The 19,294-nt window shown below is 62.8% G+C and carries 17 protein-coding genes; 8 read left to right on the top strand and 9 right to left on the bottom strand.

Annotation, left to right across the window (positions count from 1 at the left end):
* Positions 1–95: 95 nt before the first annotated feature.
* From gor to rpiA, 3 genes are all read right to left on the bottom strand, one after another.
* Positions 96–1,484: a glutathione-disulfide reductase gene (gor, locus tag V7S54_RS06165; protein WP_065373746.1), complete on the bottom strand. Its 1,389-nt coding sequence runs from the start codon at positions 1,482–1,484 to the stop codon at positions 96–98.
* Positions 1,485–1,671: 187 nt separating this feature from the next.
* On the bottom strand, positions 1,672–2,217 hold the full coding sequence (locus tag V7S54_RS06160) for a DUF2059 domain-containing protein (RefSeq protein ID WP_065373528.1): 546 nt from the start codon (positions 2,215–2,217) through the stop codon (positions 1,672–1,674).
* A 121-nt stretch (positions 2,218–2,338) separates the two neighbouring features.
* Positions 2,339–3,034 (bottom strand): ribose-5-phosphate isomerase RpiA, encoded by a 696-nt coding sequence (gene rpiA / locus V7S54_RS06155; RefSeq protein ID WP_057248861.1) that lies wholly within the window; start codon positions 3,032–3,034, stop codon positions 2,339–2,341.
* A gap of 224 nt (positions 3,035–3,258) precedes the next feature.
* On the opposite strand from rpiA, the gene V7S54_RS06150 reads away from it, so the two are divergent.
* Positions 3,259–3,936 carry an HAD family hydrolase gene (locus V7S54_RS06150; RefSeq protein ID WP_065373527.1) on the top strand — a complete coding sequence of 226 codons (678 nt, stop codon included), beginning with the start codon at positions 3,259–3,261 and terminating at the stop codon, positions 3,934–3,936.
* Positions 3,937–3,985: 49 nt separating this feature from the next.
* Here V7S54_RS06150 and V7S54_RS06145 read toward each other — a convergent pair whose 3' ends face one another.
* Positions 3,986–5,878: a L,D-transpeptidase family protein gene (locus V7S54_RS06145; protein ID WP_065373526.1), complete on the bottom strand. Its 1,893-nt coding sequence runs from the start codon at positions 5,876–5,878 to the stop codon at positions 3,986–3,988.
* 511 nt (positions 5,879–6,389) lie between these two features.
* Between V7S54_RS06145 and fumC the strand changes: the two genes are divergently transcribed.
* Both fumC and V7S54_RS06135 read left to right on the top strand, forming a co-directional pair.
* The gene (fumC, locus tag V7S54_RS06140; protein ID WP_065373745.1) at positions 6,390–7,781 is read left to right on the top strand and encodes a class II fumarate hydratase; all 1,392 of its coding nucleotides are present in this window, start codon (positions 6,390–6,392) and stop codon (positions 7,779–7,781) included.
* Between the two features lie 191 nt (positions 7,782–7,972).
* Positions 7,973–9,043 (top strand): GGDEF domain-containing protein, encoded by a 1,071-nt coding sequence (locus V7S54_RS06135; RefSeq protein WP_336408401.1) that lies wholly within the window; start codon positions 7,973–7,975, stop codon positions 9,041–9,043.
* Positions 9,044–9,156: 113 nt separating this feature from the next.
* On the opposite strand, the gene V7S54_RS06130 is transcribed toward V7S54_RS06135, so the two are convergent.
* The 3 genes from V7S54_RS06130 to V7S54_RS06120 form a co-directional block, all read right to left on the bottom strand.
* Positions 9,157–9,954, bottom strand: a complete 798-nt coding sequence (locus tag V7S54_RS06130; RefSeq protein ID WP_234792954.1) for a M15 family metallopeptidase — start codon at positions 9,952–9,954, stop codon at positions 9,157–9,159.
* 63 nt (positions 9,955–10,017) lie between these two features.
* On the bottom strand, positions 10,018–10,626 hold the full coding sequence (locus tag V7S54_RS06125; protein ID WP_065373524.1) for a pyridoxamine 5'-phosphate oxidase family protein: 609 nt from the start codon (positions 10,624–10,626) through the stop codon (positions 10,018–10,020).
* 127 nt (positions 10,627–10,753) lie between these two features.
* The gene (locus tag V7S54_RS06120) at positions 10,754–11,662 is read right to left on the bottom strand and encodes an alpha/beta fold hydrolase (protein WP_065373523.1); all 909 of its coding nucleotides are present in this window, start codon (positions 11,660–11,662) and stop codon (positions 10,754–10,756) included.
* Positions 11,663–11,679: 17 nt separating this feature from the next.
* On the opposite strand from V7S54_RS06120, the gene V7S54_RS06115 reads away from it, so the two are divergent.
* On the top strand, positions 11,680–12,192 hold the full coding sequence (locus tag V7S54_RS06115; protein WP_336408402.1) for a MarR family winged helix-turn-helix transcriptional regulator: 513 nt from the start codon (positions 11,680–11,682) through the stop codon (positions 12,190–12,192).
* A gap of 18 nt (positions 12,193–12,210) precedes the next feature.
* Here the strand turns inward: V7S54_RS06115 and V7S54_RS06110 are convergent, their stop codons facing one another.
* On the bottom strand, positions 12,211–12,585 hold the full coding sequence (locus tag V7S54_RS06110; protein WP_065373521.1) for a gamma-butyrobetaine hydroxylase-like domain-containing protein: 375 nt from the start codon (positions 12,583–12,585) through the stop codon (positions 12,211–12,213).
* A gap of 251 nt (positions 12,586–12,836) precedes the next feature.
* Here V7S54_RS06110 and moaA point away from each other — a divergent pair, with 251 nt between their 5' ends.
* The gene (gene moaA / locus V7S54_RS06105; protein WP_083203539.1) at positions 12,837–13,886 is read left to right on the top strand and encodes a GTP 3',8-cyclase MoaA; all 1,050 of its coding nucleotides are present in this window, start codon (positions 12,837–12,839) and stop codon (positions 13,884–13,886) included.
* Positions 13,887–14,169: 283 nt separating this feature from the next.
* Here moaA and V7S54_RS06100 read toward each other — a convergent pair whose 3' ends face one another.
* Positions 14,170–16,713, bottom strand: coding sequence for a methyl-accepting chemotaxis protein (locus V7S54_RS06100; RefSeq protein ID WP_065373519.1), 2,544 nt, complete (start codon positions 16,711–16,713; stop codon positions 14,170–14,172).
* 455 nt (positions 16,714–17,168) lie between these two features.
* Between V7S54_RS06100 and V7S54_RS06095 the strand changes: the two genes are divergently transcribed.
* From V7S54_RS06095 to mobB, 3 genes are read left to right on the top strand one after another with little or no spacing between them, the layout of a single operon-like run.
* A complete protein-coding gene (locus tag V7S54_RS06095) occupies positions 17,169–18,077 on the top strand; it encodes a DMT family transporter (protein ID WP_065373518.1) in 909 nt (302 codons plus the stop codon).
* A 10-nt stretch (positions 18,078–18,087) separates the two neighbouring features.
* On the top strand, positions 18,088–18,753 hold the full coding sequence (mobA, locus tag V7S54_RS06090; RefSeq protein ID WP_065373517.1) for a molybdenum cofactor guanylyltransferase MobA: 666 nt from the start codon (positions 18,088–18,090) through the stop codon (positions 18,751–18,753).
* Positions 18,750–19,277, top strand: coding sequence for a molybdopterin-guanine dinucleotide biosynthesis protein B (gene mobB / locus V7S54_RS06085; RefSeq protein ID WP_065373516.1), 528 nt, complete (start codon positions 18,750–18,752; stop codon positions 19,275–19,277). The genes mobA and mobB overlap by 4 nt, the downstream gene beginning before the upstream one ends.
* Positions 19,278–19,294 lie beyond the last annotated feature (17 nt).

Raw genomic sequence — 19,294 nt, 5'->3', positions numbered from 1 at the left:
CGGGCTTATAGACGTTAAGCGAAGGCTTGGAAAGACATCCTACCAGAATTCATCGGCGCCGGCGCCTGCAAAGCAAGGCACCGGCTGCCGGGGCCTCAGACCCGCTCGCCCTTGCGGATGCGGTAGGACGGCGAATACATCGTCACCAGTTCTTCCGCTGCCGTCGGATGCACTGCCATCGTCCGGTCGAAATCGTCCTTGGTGCAGCCGGCCTTCAGCGAAATGCCGAGCAACTGGGCCATCTCGCCCGCATCATGGCCGAGGATGTGGGCACCGAGCACCTTGCGGTCGGCACCGTTGACGATCAGCTTCATGATCATCTTTTCCTTGCGGCCCGAAAGCGTCGCCTTCATCGGCCGGAATTCGGCGCGATAAACGTCCAGCTCGTCGAAGCGGCGCGCCGCCTCTTCTTCCGTCAGACCGACGGTGCCGATCTCCGGCTGCGAGAAGACGGCGGTGGGGATCAGGTCGTGATCCGGCGACACCGGATTGTTCTTGTACTCGGTCTCGATGAAGCACATGGCCTCGTGGATCGCGACCGGCGTCAGTTGCACGCGGTCGGTGACGTCGCCAAGCGCATAGATGCCAGGCGCGCTGGTGCGCGAGAACGCATCGACAATGATGGCGCCGCGCTCATCGGTCTTGACGCCAGCCGCTTCGAGGCCGAGGCCCGTGGTGTTCGGCACGCGGCCAAGCGCCAGCATCACCTGATCGACGGCGATGTCGCCGTGCTTCATCGTGTGCGCGACGCGCTTCCCGGCATCATCGAGGGCGACCGACTGGATAAGGTCTTCGCAAAGGATGCGGATGCCCTTCTCTTCCATGGCCACATGCAGCCCGCGGCGCAGGTCGTGATCGAAACGCGAGAGAATTTCCTTGCCGCGATAGATCAGCGTCGTCTCGACGCCGAGGCCGTGGAAGATGTTGGCGAATTCGACGGCGATGTAGCCGCCGCCAGCGATCAGGATCGACTTGGGCAGGTCTGTGAGATCGAAAGCCTCGTTCGAGGAAATGCAGTGCTCGTGTCCCGGCAGCGCGTCATGCGGCGTCGGATGACCGCCAACGGCGATCACGATCCGCTCGGCCGTCACCGTGCGGCCGCTGTCGAGCAGGCGAACCGTGTTCGGGCCGACGAGCTCGGCGCGCGTATGCAGGATTTCGGCGCCGGCATTGTTCAGACCCTTCTGGTAGAGCCCTTCGAGCCGGGTGATTTCCTGTTCCTTGGCGGCGACCAGTTTCTTCCAGTCGAACCGGCTTTCGCCGACCGACCAGCCAAAGCCGGCGGCGTCTTCGAAATGTTCGGAAAACTGCGACGCGTAGACATATAGCTTCTTCGGCACGCAGCCGCGGATGACGCAGGTGCCGCCGTAGCGAAACTCCTCCGCAATCGCCACCTTCTTGCCGAGGCTCGCCGCCAGGCGTCCGCTCCTGACGCCGCCGGATCCGCCACCGATCACGAAGAGGTCATAGTCGAAAGCGGGCATGGGCAGTCTCCTGAAAGCAGCGGCCGAAATGGCGAAATGGTAAGCGCGCCGAACGATCTCGCGTTCGGCAGCCGGTGCGGCCAGCCGAAGGCCGCGCCGCAGGCACATATAGTGGTGCCTCCAGCCAAAAGAAAAGCCCGGATCACTCCGGGCTCCTCGAAACGTGATGAACCGTGGTCGGCGACGGTTATTGCGCCGGCGCCTGGACGGCGCCCTCGGCAGCCGGCTGCGTGCGGCCAACCTTTTCGTCGAGCGACTTGGTGGCTTCCTGGGTCAGATCGCGGGAAACGCCTGAGGCCCAGATGTCGGCGGCCTTCAGCAGTTCGCGCGAAGCGATCGGGCCGTTATCCAGGAGCTTCTTGCCGGCGGACGAGCCGTAAAATTCGGTGATCGCGTTCAGCTCTTCCAGCGAGAAGGTCTTCGCGTAGATCGTCGCCGCTTCGTTCTCGAGATCGGCACGGCGGGCGGCAAGGCTGAGTGCCTTCTCGTCGACGGTTGCCGTGATCAGTTCCTGATGGTTCGGCGATGACTGGATCAACGTGTTCTTCAGCCGCTCGGCAAGGTTCGGCAGAATGTTGTCGAAGCTGTTGGTCACGCCAAGCGCTGCGATCGTCGCGCGCGCCGCCTTGATCTGCTCTTCGGAGACGTCCTGGGCCTGCACCGCCGGAATCGATGCGGAAAGCAGAACCGCGGTGGCAGCGAATGTGCGGACAAGACCTGCGAGTTTGTTCATTTTTACCCTTGCTCCTGTGTTTGTCGCATGCTGCCCGGGCGATTGCCGCCGCCAGGCCCGCATGTGTGGAAACCTGTTGTCTTTACCGCTCCCAGCCCATTGCGGGCTGTCGGGAGCCAGCTCAGGACGCAGTCAGAATGCGTGCCTGCTCCGGCCCTGCAATGATTGCCAGCGACGCGATGTCGATGAAAAGCCCGTGCTCGACGACGCCGGGAATGGCATTCAGCTCTCCCGCGAGCGCATCTGCATCAGGAATACGGCCAAAAGATGCATCGAGAATGAGGTGTCCGCCGTCGGTCTTGAAGGCGCCGTCATGCGATTGACGCACGGCGATTTCGCCGGAAAGGCCGAGGCGCGAAGCGACTTTCTCGATCGCGATCCGCGTTGCCACCTGACCGAAGGGATTGACCTCGATCGGCAGTTTGAAGGCACCGAGGACCTCGACCACCTTCGATTCGTCGGCGATCACGATCATTCGCTTCGACGTGCTCGCGACGATCTTTTCGCGCAGCAATGCGCCGCCGCCGCCCTTGATCAGCCGCAGCCGGCCATCGACCTCGTCGGCGCCGTCGATCGTCAGGTCCAGTTCCGGCAGCTCATCGAGCGACTTCAATGGTACACCGAGTTCGAGGCAGAGCCGCGCCGTGCGCTCCGAAGTGGGAACGCCTTCGATGCGGAAGCCAGAGGCGACCTTCTCGGCCAGCAGCCGGACAAATTCCTCAGCCGTGGAGCCCGTACCGATGCCGAGGCGCATGCCGTCTTCGACATATTCCAGAGCCGCAGCCGCGGCTTTGATTTTCATTTCGCGGGCGTCCATGCGCCAGTCGCTCCCTTGTAATTCCGACGGACGGCTTTGCTGCAAACAGCGAACGGCCGGCCCGTTTTCCGCTGAGACACTTACACGCCCGGCGACGCAAACAAAAGTCAAAATGAAAATGCCGCCAAGGATTCCGTAGTACTTAGGACATGTACTCCCCATTGCATTCTGCTGTCACTTCGCCTACCCGAACGGCAACGTTTCCGGTGCCATGAGGTTTTTCGGTGTCATCTCCCATAGTCGTCTTCGATCTCGATGGAACGCTTGTCGATACCGCGCCGGACCTGGTCGCGAGCCTCAACCATGCGGTAACCCAGGCCGGCATCGCACCGGTCGGCTATGCGGATCTCACCCATCTTGTCGGGCACGGCGCACGCGCCATGATCGAGCGCACCTTCGCGCTCCGGCAAAAGCCGCTCGATGAAGACGTGCTGGAATGGCAGCTCAAGGAGTTCGTCGATTTCTACCACGGCTCGATGCCAGGCGATTCGCTGCCCTATCCGGGCCTCATCGACGCGCTCGACCGGCTCTCTGGCGGCGGCTTCAAGCTGGCGGTCTGCACCAACAAGCCGGAAAAGCTGGCAACGCGCCTGCTCGAACGCCTGGGGCTTATCGAACGCTTCGCCGCGATTTCGGGTGGCGACACTTTCGACGTACGCAAGCCGAACGCCGAGCACCTCCTGAGGACCGTCACCAATGCCGGCGGCTCGGCCGAACGCTCGGTGATGGTCGGCGACAGCCTCAACGACTTCCTCGTCGCCCGCAATGCAGCGGTACCGTCGATTGCGGTTCCTTTCGGCTACTCGGACGTCCCCGTCCAAAGCCTTGAGCCGACGAAAATCATCAGCCACTTCGACGAGCTGACACCGGAACTGGTCTCGGCGCTGCTCGAAGCCCGATGATCGAACAGAAAAAAGGCCGCTCGAAGCGGCCTTTTCTTATTCTTGTGTCTTATCCTTCGGCCCTGCGGGCGCCGCGCGTCGCGTCAAAGGCGCGGTTCATGTACATGTCGCGCTCATAGACGTCGTCGAAATACTCGACGACACCATCCTTGTTCGGCCATGCCGTGAAGTAAGCGACATAAACCGGCACCTTCACCGGAACCTGCAGCGCCTTGTTGTGGCCGCCGGCAATCTCGTTGCCGACGTCCTCGACGCTCGTGCCGAGCACGGCCGCCGCCATCAGACGCGGATCGGCAAGCCGCACGCAACCGTGGCTGAGTGCCCGGTTGTCGCGCTTGAAGAAGCTCTTCGACGGAGTGTCGTGCATGTAGATCGCATGCGAATTGGGGAAGAGGATCTTCAGTTCGCCGAGCGCATTGTCGCTGCTCGGCGGCTGGCGCACGGCAACCGATGCGGTCGAACCATACCAGTTGACCGACGACGACGGCACGGGCCGTCCGCCGACTTCGACCTGATAGCCCATGCGATCGAGATAGTTCGGGTCGCTGCGGAGTTTCGGCAGCATCTCGTTGACGATGATCGACTGCGGCACGCCCCAGTACGGATTGACCTCGACGGTCTGGATCTCGTCCTGGAAGAAATACGTCTGGTTCGCCTTCGAGCCGACGACGACGCGCATCGAGAACTGCTCGGCGCCCTGGTCCGTATAGGTCGCGGTGAAGGCCGGCTGGTTGATGAAGACGTAACGACCACCGAGGCCATCCGGCAGCCAGCGCGCCTGCTCCATGGCGATCTCAAGCTTGTTGATCTTGTTCGCCACGCTGTCGCCACCCGTCAGGATGCGCACCGACGCCTGGCCGACGACGCCGTCAGCCTTCAGCCCGTGTTCCCTTTGGAAGGCTTCGACCACGGTTACCAGTTCCGGCGTGTATTCCGGAGTTCCCTGGTAAGCGGCAAGAACCGCAGCATGTTCGGTCTTCAGCGCTTCCGAGCCCTTGAGGCGAATACCGGCAATGATGTTGGCGAGCTCTGGATTGCTCTGGCCCGGCTTAAGCAGCGTGCCCGGCGCGATCTCGACGCGCTGCTCGGCGCCCGTTTCCGCCCTCAGCTTCTCCAGTTCGACGGAGAGTGCCGCAAATTGCGCGCTCTTCGGGTTCTGGTCGTTGAGAAGCGTGGCGACGTCGTTGCTCGCCGACAGCTTGTCGAGAAGCGGGGCGAGTTCGACAGTCTTGCGCTTGAAGTCGTGGTAGCCGGAGATCTTGTTCGGATCGATGCGGCCGCGCACCGTGTCCTGCGCATAGGTGAGCGTTGCCGCCGACAGCGCGATTTCGAACTGCAGCAGTTCCTTTTCGCGCGCGATCATGTCGCCGCGGTCGAAAGTGTCTGCCGGTACGTTGACCGTATAATCCTGCGGGTCGAGGCCGACCTTGGCTGCATCGGCGAGAACGGCGACCGCCGCCTTTGCCTTGGCGTTCACGCCTTCGGCGCCAATCCAGATGTAATCCATGCGGGCGCCGTAATGGGCTTCGACCGCCTTGGCGACGTCGCCAGACGCGCGAACGTTGATATCCGGCAGGAACTGCCGCGCGTCGGCAAGCGGCGTGCGCAGCATCGGCGGCAGCGCATCGTTGCGCACGGAGCCGGTAACGACCGGATCGAGCAACTTGTCGGTCGAGATGCGACGCAGCGGCTCCGCCTTGTAGGTGTAATATTTGGGGCCTGTGACCTTCGGCAGCGGCCTGGCCGCATTCTGCTGCGGGTCGATGAAACCACCAACGCCGGGCAGCGGCTGGGTCGGCTGAACCTGCTGAGCCTCGGTCTTCTTCCGGCCTGCCCGGATGAAATCGCCGAACGTGAAGGCCGAAGCCGGCCGCGCATCCATGGTCGCGATCGCACAGCCGCTCATGAGCGCCACGATCGCTGCCGTCTTAATTACTCTCATATGAAACTACGTCCCCGTATCGCGTTGTCGCCGAATTCGACTGAAGCCAGATTCTCGCCACGCCCTCGTGCACTGAAAGTTATAGAAAAGGATGGTGAATGAAAAGGAAACGCGCCCGCGAACATCGACCTTGAATCTCCTTCCTCGTCCCAGCAAACGCCTCGATTCCATAACGTTCGAAGGGGGATAAAAATTTGATCCATATGGATTTTATTTCAGCAGGAGGTCATGGGCCGGTTGCAGCCGCCGATCGGCGCGTAAAAAGAACGCCGCGCCTGTGACCGAAACATCACAACAGGGCCCGCGGCCCGCAAGCGACCGAATCACGATCGTTCCGGGCCGGCCTTGTTGCACGTCAACGTTTCAAACGATTGTAGCATGGCGAGCCGCGCCACGCCCCTTTACAAGCTCCGGCAGGCGGGGCAGAGAGAGGCCCGGCACCCTGGGGAGATGCGCCGCCCGGCCCCCTCGCCCAGGCTTCATGAACCGCATGATCAAGGCAGGTATCACGATGACATCGACGCGCACGGAAACAGATACGTTCGGCCCCATCGAAGTGGCAAGCGACCGCTATTGGGGCGCCCAGGCCCAGCGCTCGCTCGGCAATTTCAAGATCGGTTGGGAAAAGCAGCCGGCCTCGATCGTCCGGGCACTCGGCATCGTCAAGCAGGCAGCCGCCCGCACCAATCAGGCGCTCGGCCGTCTGGATTCGACCGTCGCCGATGCCATCGTCAAGGCATCGCAGGAAGTGATCGACGGCAAGCTCAACGACCATTTCCCGCTCGTCGTCTGGCAGACCGGTTCGGGCACCCAGTCGAACATGAATGCCAACGAGGTGATTTCGAACCGCGCCATCGAACTCATGGGCGGCGTCATGGGCTCGAAGAAGCCGGTGCATCCGAACGATCACGTCAACATGAGCCAGTCGTCGAACGACACCTATCCGACGGCGATGCACATCGCCTGCGCGGAACGGGTGATCCATGACCTGCTGCCGGCGCTGAAGCACCTGCACAAGGCGCTGGAAGCCAAGGTCAAGGCATTCGATCACATCATCAAGATCGGCCGCACCCACACCCAGGATGCAACCCCGCTGACGCTCGGCCAGGAATTTTCCGGCTACGCAGCCCAGGTCGCCTCCTCGATCAAGCGCATCGAGATGACGCTGCCCGGTCTTTGCGAACTGGCTCAGGGCGGCACGGCCGTCGGTACCGGCCTCAACGCGCCGGTCGGCTTTGCCGAGAAGGTCGCCGAAGAGATCGCCAAGATCACCGGCATCGCCTTCACTTCTGCGCCGAACAAGTTCGAGGCGCTTGCCGCCCATGATTCCATGGTCTTCAGCCACGGCGCGATCAACGCGACGGCCGCCGCCCTCTTCAAGATCGCCAACGACATCCGCTTCCTCGGCTCCGGCCCGCGCTCCGGCCTCGGCGAACTGTCGCTGCCTGAAAACGAGCCTGGCTCGTCGATCATGCCCGGCAAGGTCAACCCGACCCAGTGCGAAGCGCTGACCCAGGTCTGCGTCCAGGTCTTCGGCAACCACGCCGCCCTCACCTTCGCCGGCAGCCAGGGCCACTTCGAGCTCAACGTCTTCAACCCGCTAATGGCCTACAACTTCCTGCAGTCGGTGCAGCTGCTTTGCGATGCGGCCGTGTCGTTCACCGACAATTGCGTCGTCGGCATCGAGGCACGCGAAGACAACATCAAGGCGGCACTCGACCGCTCGCTGATGCTGGTCACCGCGCTCGCTCCGAAGATCGGCTACGACAACGCAGCCAAGATCGCCAAGACCGCGCACAAGAACGGCACGACGCTTCGCGAAGAAGCCGTCGGCGGCGGCTACGTGACGAACGAAGAATTCGACGCGATCGTCCGCCCGGAAACGATGATCAGCCCGGCCTGATCCATTTTGACACACCACGGCGCCTCAACGGCGCCGTGGCTTCAAGTCGCAAACGCAAGGATAGATCGGCGGGAACGGCCGCAATCGATCGAACTGCGGTGCACAGCGGCGGCAAATATTAAGACTTCGCAAATCATTTGCCCCTAAAAATCATAACCCGTAAGCAGTGATTAATATTAGGGGGTTTGCACATGCAAACGGCAAACTCGGGCAAAACACAGACGCCCGATATCGCAGCGCAAGTAACCCATGCCATGCGCATGATGGGTGTCGCGCCTATCCCCCGCAACTACGAGCTCTATTACGAAGCCTATCTCGGCTCCAACCCGCAGCTCTCGAAGGAACTCGCAGCGCTCGGCAGCCGCGCGACCCAGGAAGAGCTGGATGCGATCGGCGCGCAGTACTTCAGCCACATTCACCGCTCGACCGGCATCGAGCGCGCCCACACGACGCTTGCAGCCAAGCTCGCCGAACTGGTCACGCTTTTGAAGGACGAGCAATACGCGCCCGAGAACTACAACAAGGTTCTCGACGAAGCCTATGTCAACATCGTCAGCAAGAGCGCGTCGAGCGCCGACATCCTGCGCCATGCGATCGGCATCCTGACCGAGGCGACCGCCGAGACGATGAGCCAGGGCAAGGAGCGCGTGCAGACCGTCGTGCAGAAATCCTTCGAGATGGAAGTCATCCGGCAGGAACTCGACGAGTACAAGCGCATCGCCAACACCGATTCGCTGACGCGGCTGGCCAACCGCCGCGCCTTCGACGACAATCTGGCCGCCGTCTACAATAACGAGCACCTGAGAAACTTCACCGGCCTGCTCGTTGCCGACATCGACCATTTCAAGAAGGTCAACGACACCTTCGGCCATCCGGTCGGCGACAAGATTCTCGCGACCGTCGGTGGCGTCCTACGCGCCAACCTGCGCCGCGAGGCCTTCGTTGCCCGCACCGGCGGCGAGGAGTTCGCCATCATCCTTGGCGACAGCACCCAGGAAGAATGCCTGCAGATCGCCGATCGCATCCGCACGGTTCTTGCGGCAACGCCCTTCCGGAATTCGAAAACCGGGGTCAACTACGGCCCGATCACGCTTTCCGTCGGTGTCTGCATGGCGACCGCAGCCGAAGACCCTGTCGATCTCTACAACAAGGCGGATATCGCGCTCTATTCGGCCAAGAATGGCGGGCGCAACAAGACCGTTCTCTTCGAAGACGGCATGCGCAAGGAATCCGGCCGCAATTGGCTGATCTATCGACGCTGAGCCAAGACGCGCGTCCTGCGATGTACCTCAAAATCAGCGCCCTTCCCGGGCGCTTTTTTTGTGTGCCAGGACTTGCGAGTGGTTAACCCCTCTGGACGTTGCGAGGCGGCCGTTTAGCGACGGCAGGCATCCGCACCCGCAGCCCGAGCGATCGCGATCAGTTCCGGCCGGTACTCGAAATGCATCGTATCGAAGTGGTACCAGCGGCCACCCCAGATGAAGCCGTGCTTCTCGAAAATCTCGACGATTTTGAGCGGATAGCGGTTGCGATAGCCGTGCGCTCCCTTGGCCTTCCCGGCCCAGCGCCAGTAGTCGGCGAAATCGGTGTTGATGTCGATAGCCGCGCCGAGGCTATGGACCGACAGCGTTGCCGCGCCGGCAATCGGCCGCCAGTTGAAGGTGCCGGCGCTTGGGCTGAGATAGCGCTTGAGTTCGGCATGCTGCGAAAGGTCCGCGGCGACCGCCTTCAGCGCCGCGGCCGTTCCTTGCTTCCTCGTGACCTGCAGCCATTCGCCGAACCAGTTCACGGAGACGAGATCCCGCCCAACCGCGGCCGCGCTGCCGCCGTAGAGGCGTTTCAGTAGCGTTTCACTGCGAATGCGCCCAGGGTCGAAATCGACGGCCGGCGGCTGTGCACAGGCGCCCAGCGGATAGATCTGTGACAGGCTGTCCTCGATATCCGCCGCGGCCAGCTTTTCGGCATGGCTCTTCTTCCTGCCGTCGTCGATGGAGAGCGGCGCCCCACCATCCCGCAGGACCAGGATATTGCCATCGATCCGCTCGATGGCATCGGGGTAGGCCGTAGCCAGCAGGCTGAGCTTCTCTGATAGACTTGGCTCGCCGGCTGTCGCCTTGCCGGCCAAGAGAGCGAGCAGGAGTGCTGATGCACCTGTCAGAGCATGCTGCAGCACCAAAGCCTCCACCCGCGCGCTTCGCTGAGATGGGCGACCGTACCGGTCAGACCCCGCAGCAGCCTACCACATGGTCTTGGCGGCGCGCTCCGGCCATTCGCGGTCATAGGTTTCGCGGTCGAAATCCGCCTTGGCAGCCTTCAGCAGCGTGCCGGGCGTCGGCAGCGATGCCGGATCGAGGAAACGTTCCGGGTTCCAGAGCTGCGCGCGCATCACCGCACGGGCGCACTGGAAATAGACTTCACCGATGGTCACGACAATGACGCTGCGCGGGTGTTTGCCGTCAACCTCGAAGCTCCCAGTCAATTCCGGATCGATGCTGAGCACCGCGGTGCCGTTGATGCGCATCGTCGTGTTTGAGCCGGGGATCAGAAACATCAGCGCCACGCGCGGGTCACGGACGATGTTGGCGAGCGAATCGACCCGGTTGTTGCCGCGCCAGTCGGGAAGCAGCACCGTCGTGTCGTCGGCGACGCGAACCACGCAATCGTCGGCACCGCGGGGCGAACAGTCGAGCCCTTCCGGCCCGACGGTTGCGAGCGCGCAGAAAGGCGAAGCCTCGATCATCAGCCGATACTCCGCCGTCAGCGTCTTGGTGACCTTGGCCACCGATGCTTCGCTGACACCGCCATAGAGCGCGTTGAGTTCCTCGACCGAGGTGATGACCGACATGCCGTCCTCCAATACCGAAAGATCTCCGGATCGATGGCAGGGCGCGGATTGCGAAGCGATTCCGGAGGCTAAAGCGACCCTTCGACCGATAGCATGACAGTCTGATGACGGCAGCAACGAAAAATAGTCAGGCCGCGGCTTTTTGATCTTCCGCGTGTATGAAGGCATTGATCCGCGCGATCACGGGTGCGGCCGAAACGATGCGGCGATGGCCGAAGCCGTTTGCCCAAAACATCTCGACGTTCGGCCCGGCCGCCGCATAGCGGCGGGCATGATCGGCGCTGACTTCCTTGTCGTCCTCCGCATGGATGACCAGCGTCGGCACGGCGAGCACGCCGATGATCCGCGCTGCGTCGAATTCCTCGAGGCGTTGGCCGGAGAGACGCTCGACGACACCTTCGAAGGCCGCCTGCGTCTTCGGCGCCAGACGAAGAATTCTCCCGAAACCTTTGAAAAGCCATGTCATCTCGCTCGGCGCGCCGATCAGCACCAGCTTCTTCGCCACATGGCTGCGCACGTCACAGACGATGCCGCCTGCCGCGCAGGCAAGGCTGCCGCCGCCAAAGGAATGACCGACGCAGACGTCGAAATTGCCGAAATGCCGCCAGGCAGCGTCGATCGCCCGAACCGCTGCAGGCATTGTGAGTGTGCGCCCCGGCGAGCCGCCATGCCCCGGCCAGTCGAGCGTCACCACCTCGGCTCCACCCTTGACGAGCCCGTCGATCATCGCGGCGAGATAGTCGCTGCGCGATCCCCATCCATGCACGAGCAGGATGCGCTTGGCGTTGGCGGCATTGCGCGGAGCGGCGAACTGGCGTGCCAGCACCCAGCCGCCGGCATAGGAAAGCGTCACCGGCTGTCCCGTGGCGATCACGGGCGCCGCGGCCGCGAGCGCCGCCTTCTCCTTGGCGTTCTTAGGCTTCCTGCCGGGCGTCACGCTGAAAAGCTTGAAGGCAAGCCTGCCGGCGACCTCGGGCGAGAACGCTGCCACGCCTTTCAGCGTCTGACGGATGACCTTGATCGCAAAGGGTGCCATAGTGGGAATCTCTTGTTATGTTCAATGCTGAACATAATTGTACAACGTTGAACAAAAATCAAGTGACGAACGAACATCATTTCCCCTGGGACCACCCCCGTTTCCGCAGCTGGATCGCCGTTGCGCGCGCCTGCCAGCTCATGCAGCAGACGGTGACACGCGAGATCGCCCATCTCGACATCAAGCCGCCACACCTCGATATCCTGATCAACCTCTACCGCTTCGACGGCATTTCGCAGCAGGAGCTGGCACGCAAACTGCTGGTGGGCCGCTCCAACATGAGCATGCTGTTGCCGCAGCTGGAAAAGCGCGGCCTGATCCTGCGCCGCGGCGACGAGAAGGACAAACGGGTGCTGCGGTTGTCGCTGACACAGGAGGGGCGCAACCTTACGGAGGCAGCCATGGAGATCCACACGGCGCTGATCGAGAAATTGCTGGACGACGAGCCGTTGGAGGACTGCATGGTGGTCACCCGATCCATGGAGCGGCTGATCGGGATACTGCTGAAAGAAGAGGACGAACTGGCCTGACGACAGGCACGGTCGAGGTCAGCGCGGCTTTTCCGCCTTGTCGCGCGACATGCCCTTCTCAACGAGTTCCTGCTCGTAAGCGCCGAACAGGTCTCCACCCTTCTCGCCGAGTTCGCGCAGATAGCTCCAGGTGAAGATGCCGGTATCGTGAAAATCGTCGAAACCGATGCGCACCGCGTAATTGCCGGTCGGCTGCACCGAAATGATCTGCACGTTGCGCTTGCCGGGCACCGTCACCCGTTGGCCCGGCCCATGGCCCTGGACTTCGGCAGAGGGCGAAAGCACCCGCAGCATCTCCGCCGAGAGATCGAAGGATGCGCCATCGTTGAAGGTGACGACGAGCCGGTGGCGATCTTTGGAGACACGCAGTTCCGTCGGCCAGATTTCACTCATATTGCCTGCTCCTGTTCGCGAACGGCAAATGCGATGCCGTCCATTCGCCGTGATCCGCGTGAAGCTTCATCGCACCTTGCGTGCTGAAACTCCCATCCCTGAAGCGGCTTTGACTTAGGGATGAGTATGCACTAGCGCAGAAATCGGCCGGCGAGAATTACCCTGCTCTTCCGATCAACAGTTTGCGACAGTATGCGCCTTGACGCGAGCAGGTTCGACGACGACATTGAAAGGGCTGGGAGAAAGACGTTTTGAACACAGCCACGATAGACAGGTTCGGCGCTAGGCCGCTAAAGCAGAAGTCCGCTCCGATGATCGACCCCTTCGGTCGAGCGATCACCTATCTGCGCGTGTCGGTCACCGATCGCTGCGATTTCCGCTGCACCTATTGCATGGCGGAGCACATGACCTTCCTGCCGAAGAAGGATCTGCTGACGCTCGAAGAATTGCACCGGCTCTGTTCCGCCTTCATCGCCAAGGGCGTGCGCAAGCTGCGGCTTACCGGCGGCGAGCCGCTGGTGCGCAAGAACATCATGTTCCTGGTGCGCGAGCTCGGCAAGGAGATCGAGGCCGGCCGGCTCGACGAGCTGACGCTGACGACCAATGGCTCGCAGCTCGCGAAATATGCCTCCGAGCTTGTCGAGTGCGGCGTCAAGCGCATCAACGTCTCGCTCGACACGCTCGACCCGGCGAAGTTCCACCAGATCACCCGCTGGGGCGACCTCTCCAAGGTCATGGAAGGCATCGACGCGGCCCAGGCTGCCGGCCTCAAGATCAAGATCAATGCGGTGGCGCTGAAAGGTTTCAACGACGCGGAGATCCCCGATCTCATGCGCTGGGCCCATGGCCGCGGCATGGACCTGACGCTGATCGAAACCATGCCGATGGGCGAGATCGAAGAGGACCGCACCGACCACTACATGCCGCTCTCCGAGATGCGCCGGCAATTGGAACAGAGCTTCACGTTCTCCGACATTCCCTATCGCACCGGCGGCCCTGCGCGTTATCTCGAGGTCGCGGAGACCGGCGGGCGGCTCGGCCTTATCACGCCGATGACGCATAATTTCTGCGAGAGCTGCAACCGCGTCCGCCTCACCTGCACGGGCACGCTCTATATGTGCCTCGGCCAGAACGACGCGGCCGACCTGCGCACGGCGCTCAGGGCCTCCGAAGACGATGCCTATTTGAGCCAGGTGATAGACGAGGCGATCGGCCGCAAGCCGAAGGGCCACGACTTCATCATCGACCGCGAGCACAACCGCCCCGCCGTCGCCCGCCACATGAGCGTCACCGGCGGCTGATCCTCTCGCCTATTGTACAATTGGAACGACAACCGGCAGGCGGCCCCTCAACCGCCTGCCGGCACCTTCTCCCTCGCCAAGCGGGGAGAAGGGAATGTGGGGCACACGTTCGTGTCCCCACGTACTCCGCACGGACGCGTCGACGGCTTGCGCTTTCCGGCTACCTGCATTGGGATGTCTTGCCGCCGTGCACGTCCCCCCGCCCCGCCTGCGGGGAGAGGGTTAGGGTGAGGGGCTGATAAGCCGGGCGGCAAGCCTTGAAAGCCGCCGTCGGAGGAACAGCTCAGGCGGCGTAGCTGCGACGCCCCTGCGGCTGCGCACCCATTCCCTCCGTACCGGTGCGGAAGCGCTCGATCTTCTCGTTAAGCGCTTCCACCTGCCGGCGCAGCCCGTGGATCTCGGCGGTGTTCTCCTCGACCATGGCGGCGTTCTGCTGGGTGATCAGCTCGACCTCATGCACGGCCGAATTGACCTCGTTGAGGCCGGTATACTGGTCAGCCGCCGAGGCCTCGATATTGCTGACGAGGTCGTGGATCGTGGTGATGTGAATGTTGATGACGGTGAGCGCGTCGCCCGTTTCCTGCACCAGAGCCACGCCGCTCCTCACCTGTGCCGAACTTTCGGAGATCAGGCCCTTGATCTCGCGGGCCGCTCCTGCGCAACGCTGGGCAAGCTCGCGCACTTCCTGCGCCACCACGGCAAAGCCACGGCCCGCCTCGCCTGCCCGCGCCGCCTCGACGCCGGCATTGAGAGCCAGAAGATTGGTCTGGAAGGCGATCTCGTCGATGACGCCGATGATCGTGCTGATCTTCTCGGAGGAGCGGTTGATCTCCGCCATCGCGTCGATCGCCTTGGCCACCACCTGGCCGGAATGCTTGGCATAGGAGTTGGTTTCGCCCACCGAAACCGTCGTCTTGCGCGCGCTTTCCGCCGTCGTGCGAACGATCTCCGTCAACTGCCGAAGGGCACGCGAGCTTTCCTCGAGTGCGGCTGCCTGCTGCTCGGTGCGGCGTGCCAGGTCGTCAGCCGACGACGCGAGATTGCCGGTGCCACCGGTGATCTCGCCTGTCACGACACGCACGTCGGCCAGCGTCGCCCGCAACGCCTCGACCGCATTGTTGTAGGTGCGCGCCATGATGACGTAGTCGGCCGGCAGGTCCTCGGCCATGCCTTCCTCGAGATTGCCGTCGGCGAGAGCTGCGAGAACATCCGAAAGCGCGTTCAGCGCCTGCATCTGCTCGGCCTCAACCCGGGCACGCTCCGCGGCACGGCGCGCTTCTTCTTCTGCCGAAAGCGCACGTGCTGCCTCCGCCTCGCGCCCCAGCCGCACGTTCTCGACGGCATTGTCGCGGAATACGGCAACGGAGCGCACCATGTCGCCGATCTCGTCGCCGCGGTTGCGACCCTCGATGGCAACGTCGAGATCGCCGCCGGCAAGCCGCGTCATCGTTTCGGTCACGCGCTTCAGCGGGCCACGCAGCGTTTCGACCAGCATCAGGCCGCCGATGATGGCGAGCAGCGTGCCGGCGATCATGGCGACGATCGAGACGTCGGCCGAACGCTGGCTGTCGACCTTGCCGGCTTCCTGCGCGCTGCTGACGAAGCTTTCGAGCGTGGTGCTAGCGGACGCGACCAGGGCCGAGGCTTCGGCCTTGGTCTCCTGCCAGCGACCGCCGACGTCGATCAGTGCCGCGGTGCCCTTGTCGATGTTGTCGAGCGAGGGGCCGAGCTTCGCCGGAAGATCGCGGAGCGCCGCGTTCTTGCCGCCGAGTTCGCCCAGCTTGCCCGCCGTTTCGCGAACCGCCTGGAGGTCGGCCATGACCGGCTCGCGGCCAGCGGCATCGAGCTTGCGGTGCAGCTCGCTGATATGCAGCCGCGTGCTGTCGAGCCCCTTGAAGGTATCGCCCATCAGCGTGATCAGGGTCTTCAGTTGCGAGATCTCGGCATCCATGCCGACGAAGCGCTTGGCCGCCGTATCCGAGTTCTTGGCTGCCTCCTTGGCGAAGTCCGCTTCATATTTGGAGAATTTGCTGAGAACCGGCACCAGCGCGTTCTTCTTCGCCTCGCTGTCTTCGGTACCGGCAAGGATCGCCTGAACCTTGAGCGCCTGCTCCTTCACGTCGGCAATCGGCGCCTGCACCTTTTCCGAGGCAATCTTTTCCGCCTCATCGATCTGCTTCACGAGATGCGGCAGCAATTTGCCAGCCTGTTCGATCTTGGCATCCGGATTGACGGCCATCGTGACCGGCAGTCGGAATTTCTTGATGCGCTCGGCAAGGCCCTGATAGGCGGCGGCATCGAAGAGCAGCGCCTTGGCGAAGGCTTCCTTCTCGCCGGATTCCTTGCGGATGATGTCGATCTGCTTGTAGGCGCTGTTGCCCTGCTCGGTCATCTCGGCGAGCGCCGTTTCCAACGATGCCGTCACCTGGTCCCGTTCGAGCTTGGTCGCCCAGAGCTTTTCCGTCTGGCTGCGCATCGCCTCGCCCAGCGCCAGCACCGAGGCGATCTCCGCCTTATCCTCACCACGCGTCAGCAGGCCGTCGAGCGTCTTCACGCCACTTTCCTGCTCGTCGATCTGGCTCGCCAAAGCAGCCCGAGTTTCCTCGCTCGGCGTATCGGCAAAAGCCTGCAGCGCACTGCGGAGCGCCTGGAAGTCCGAGAGATTATTGATGGTTTCCCGCGTCACGGTCATATGGCCGTTGAGCGTGCGGGCGGTAAAGAAGCCAATGAGACCAATACCGGCAATCAGCGCCACAAGCGGAACCACGAAAAGCAGAACCTTGGTGACGATCCGCAAGCGCTGCAGCAGGCGATCGATGAAAGACATTGCGCACCCCTGAACTATTCTTATGGGAAGCAGGCCCGCGCGGCGGCTTTTCTTGGTGGAAACACCGATAGGACGAGTGCCGAAGGCTCTCCTAAGCCTGGGCAGACGTCCCTGGAATGGCCACCCTGCAAGGTTTACTGCGGCGCCACCCCGCCGATCGCGTCATGCGAATGGATGCGGAATTGCAAGCCACGATAGGCAGCGAAACTTAAGATTCCGCGAATAAGCTCATGTTCTCCGGCGGAAGTTGTATCGGCCTGCCACAGTCTTCCGGGCAATTGAACTCGGCCGGGACGAACCGTTCTACTTGCGCTGAAAGAAAAACGGCTGCCGCATGCGAACCCGTTTGCACAAGCCGGCAGCCAATGCTTAAACATTAGGCGATCCATCCCGTGGATTCGCCTCCCCATTCGTCGACAGCGTAGCCCGCTTTCCGGCGCCGCAGGACAGCCAGCATGCAAGCCTCCACCAATTTCCGCGGCATTCTTTTCATGTGCCTGGCGATGGTCACGTTCTCCTGCAACGACGCGCTCGTCAAATCCGTCACCGGCGCGATGAATGTCGGCCAGATCATCTTCGTGCGCGGGCTGCTGACGACGCTGATGGTGGTGCTCGCCGCCTGGCACTTTCGTGCCTTTCGGCCGCTCCGCACCCTTATGAAGCCGGTGATCCTGCTGCGCATCGCCATGGAGGCGCTGGCCTCGGTCACCTATATCTCCGCCCTCGGCCAAATCCCGCTCGCCAATGCCTCGGCGATCATGCAGGCGCTGCCCCTGGCAGTCACGCTCGGCGCCGCCCTGTTCCTCGGCGAGCCGGTGGGCTGGCGGCGCTGGACGGCGATCATCGCCGGCTTCATCGGCGTGCTGATCGTGCTCCGGCCCGGTCCCGAGGGTTTCACGCCAGCGGCACTGACCGTCGTCGCCTGCGTGTTCGTCACGGCGACCCGCGATCTCTGCACCCGCCGCATCGGCCATGACGTGCCCTCGCTCTACATCACCGTGTCGACCTCCCTCGTCACAACCATCGTCGGCGCCGTTCTCATCCAGCCGATGGGCGGCTGGCAGCCGATGTCAGCGACGACGTTTGGCCATATCGCGGCAGCAAGCGTTCTCCTCATGCTCGGTTACCAGACGATCGTGCTGGCCATGCGCGCCGGCGATATCTCGGTCATTGCGCCCTTCCGCTACACCAGCCTGATCTGGTCGATCGCAATCGGCATATTCTTCTTTGCGGAAGTGCCTGACAGATGGATGCTGGTCGGCGTCGCGGTCATTATCGGTTCGGGCCTCTACACCTTCTACCGCGAGACCCTGCGCGGCCGAAAAGCGGTCGCCCAGCGCTCGCTGACCGGCCCGCTGGAATAGGAGCCGCCCGATGCCGGAGACCAGACACCCCTCGCTGATCAGCGCGCCGCTACCAGCCGTCATCCTCGCCGGCGGATTGTCGCGCCGCATGGGAAGCCCGAAGTCGGACCTCAAGCTCGGCGGCCGCACGATGCTTTCGCACATCATCGAGCGGCTTCGGCCCCAGGTTACGAGTATCGCCGTCAATCTCAACGCCGAGCCGGCATACGCGATCGGCGGAAATACGCCCGTTATTGCCGATACGGTTCCGGGTTTTCTCGGACCGCTCGCCGGCGTGCTGACGGCCATGCGCCATGTGGCGGTGAGCGCGCCGGAGGCATCCCATGTCGTGGTCGTTCCGACCGATACACCGTTCTTTCCGGAGGATCTCGTCGCGCGACTAGCCGGCGCCCTGACCCAACCTCAGCAAATTGCCGTCGCGGCATCCGTCGGCCAGATGCATCCGCTGTTCGCACTCTGGCCGGTCGCGCTCGCCGACGATCTGGAGAGCTGGCTGACGAACGACCCGAAGCGGCGCGTCCGTGCCTTCATCGAACGCCATGCCTCGGTAACGGTCGATTTTCCTGTCACCATGACGCCGAAGGGTGCATTCGATCCCTTTTTCAACGTCAACACGCCTGCGGATCTCACCGAGGCGGAAGAATGGTCGAGCTTGTTTAAGGGTAGAAATGCATGAGCGCCATGAAGATCTTCGGCATCGCCGGCTGGAAGAACTCCGGCAAGACCGGGCTGATGGTACGGCTCGTCAGCGAATTGACGCAGCGCGGCCACGTGGTTTCCACCGTCAAGCACGCGCACCACGATTTCGACATCGACAAGGTCGGCGCCGACAGCTACCGCCATCGCGAGGCTGGCGCCCATGAAGTGACGATCGTCTCCGGCACGCGCTTTGCGATCATGCACGAGCTGCGCGGTGCGCCGGAACCAAGCTTCGAGGAGATCCTTGCGCGGCTCGCCCCCTGCAATCTCGTGCTCATCGAAGGCTACAAGCGCGAACCGATCCCGAAGATCGAGGCGCGACGTCTTGAGTCGGCAAACCGCGAGCCGCTGGCCCCCACCGATCCGCACATCTGCGCGATTGCAGCCGACCACCCGGTCACGGACAGCGACCTACCCGTCTTCGATCTCGACGACACCACAGCGATCGCTGACTTCGTCGAAAAGGTCACGGGGTTGCAACGCAAAGGCGACGCTTCCTGACGACCGTATGAGCGGCG

Source organism: Ensifer sp. CCNWLY38 (genome assembly GCF_037120565.1).
Taxonomy (GTDB): Bacteria; Pseudomonadota; Alphaproteobacteria; order Rhizobiales; family Rhizobiaceae; genus Ensifer; species Ensifer adhaerens_H.
This window is presented reverse-complemented; position numbering and strand designations above follow the sequence as displayed.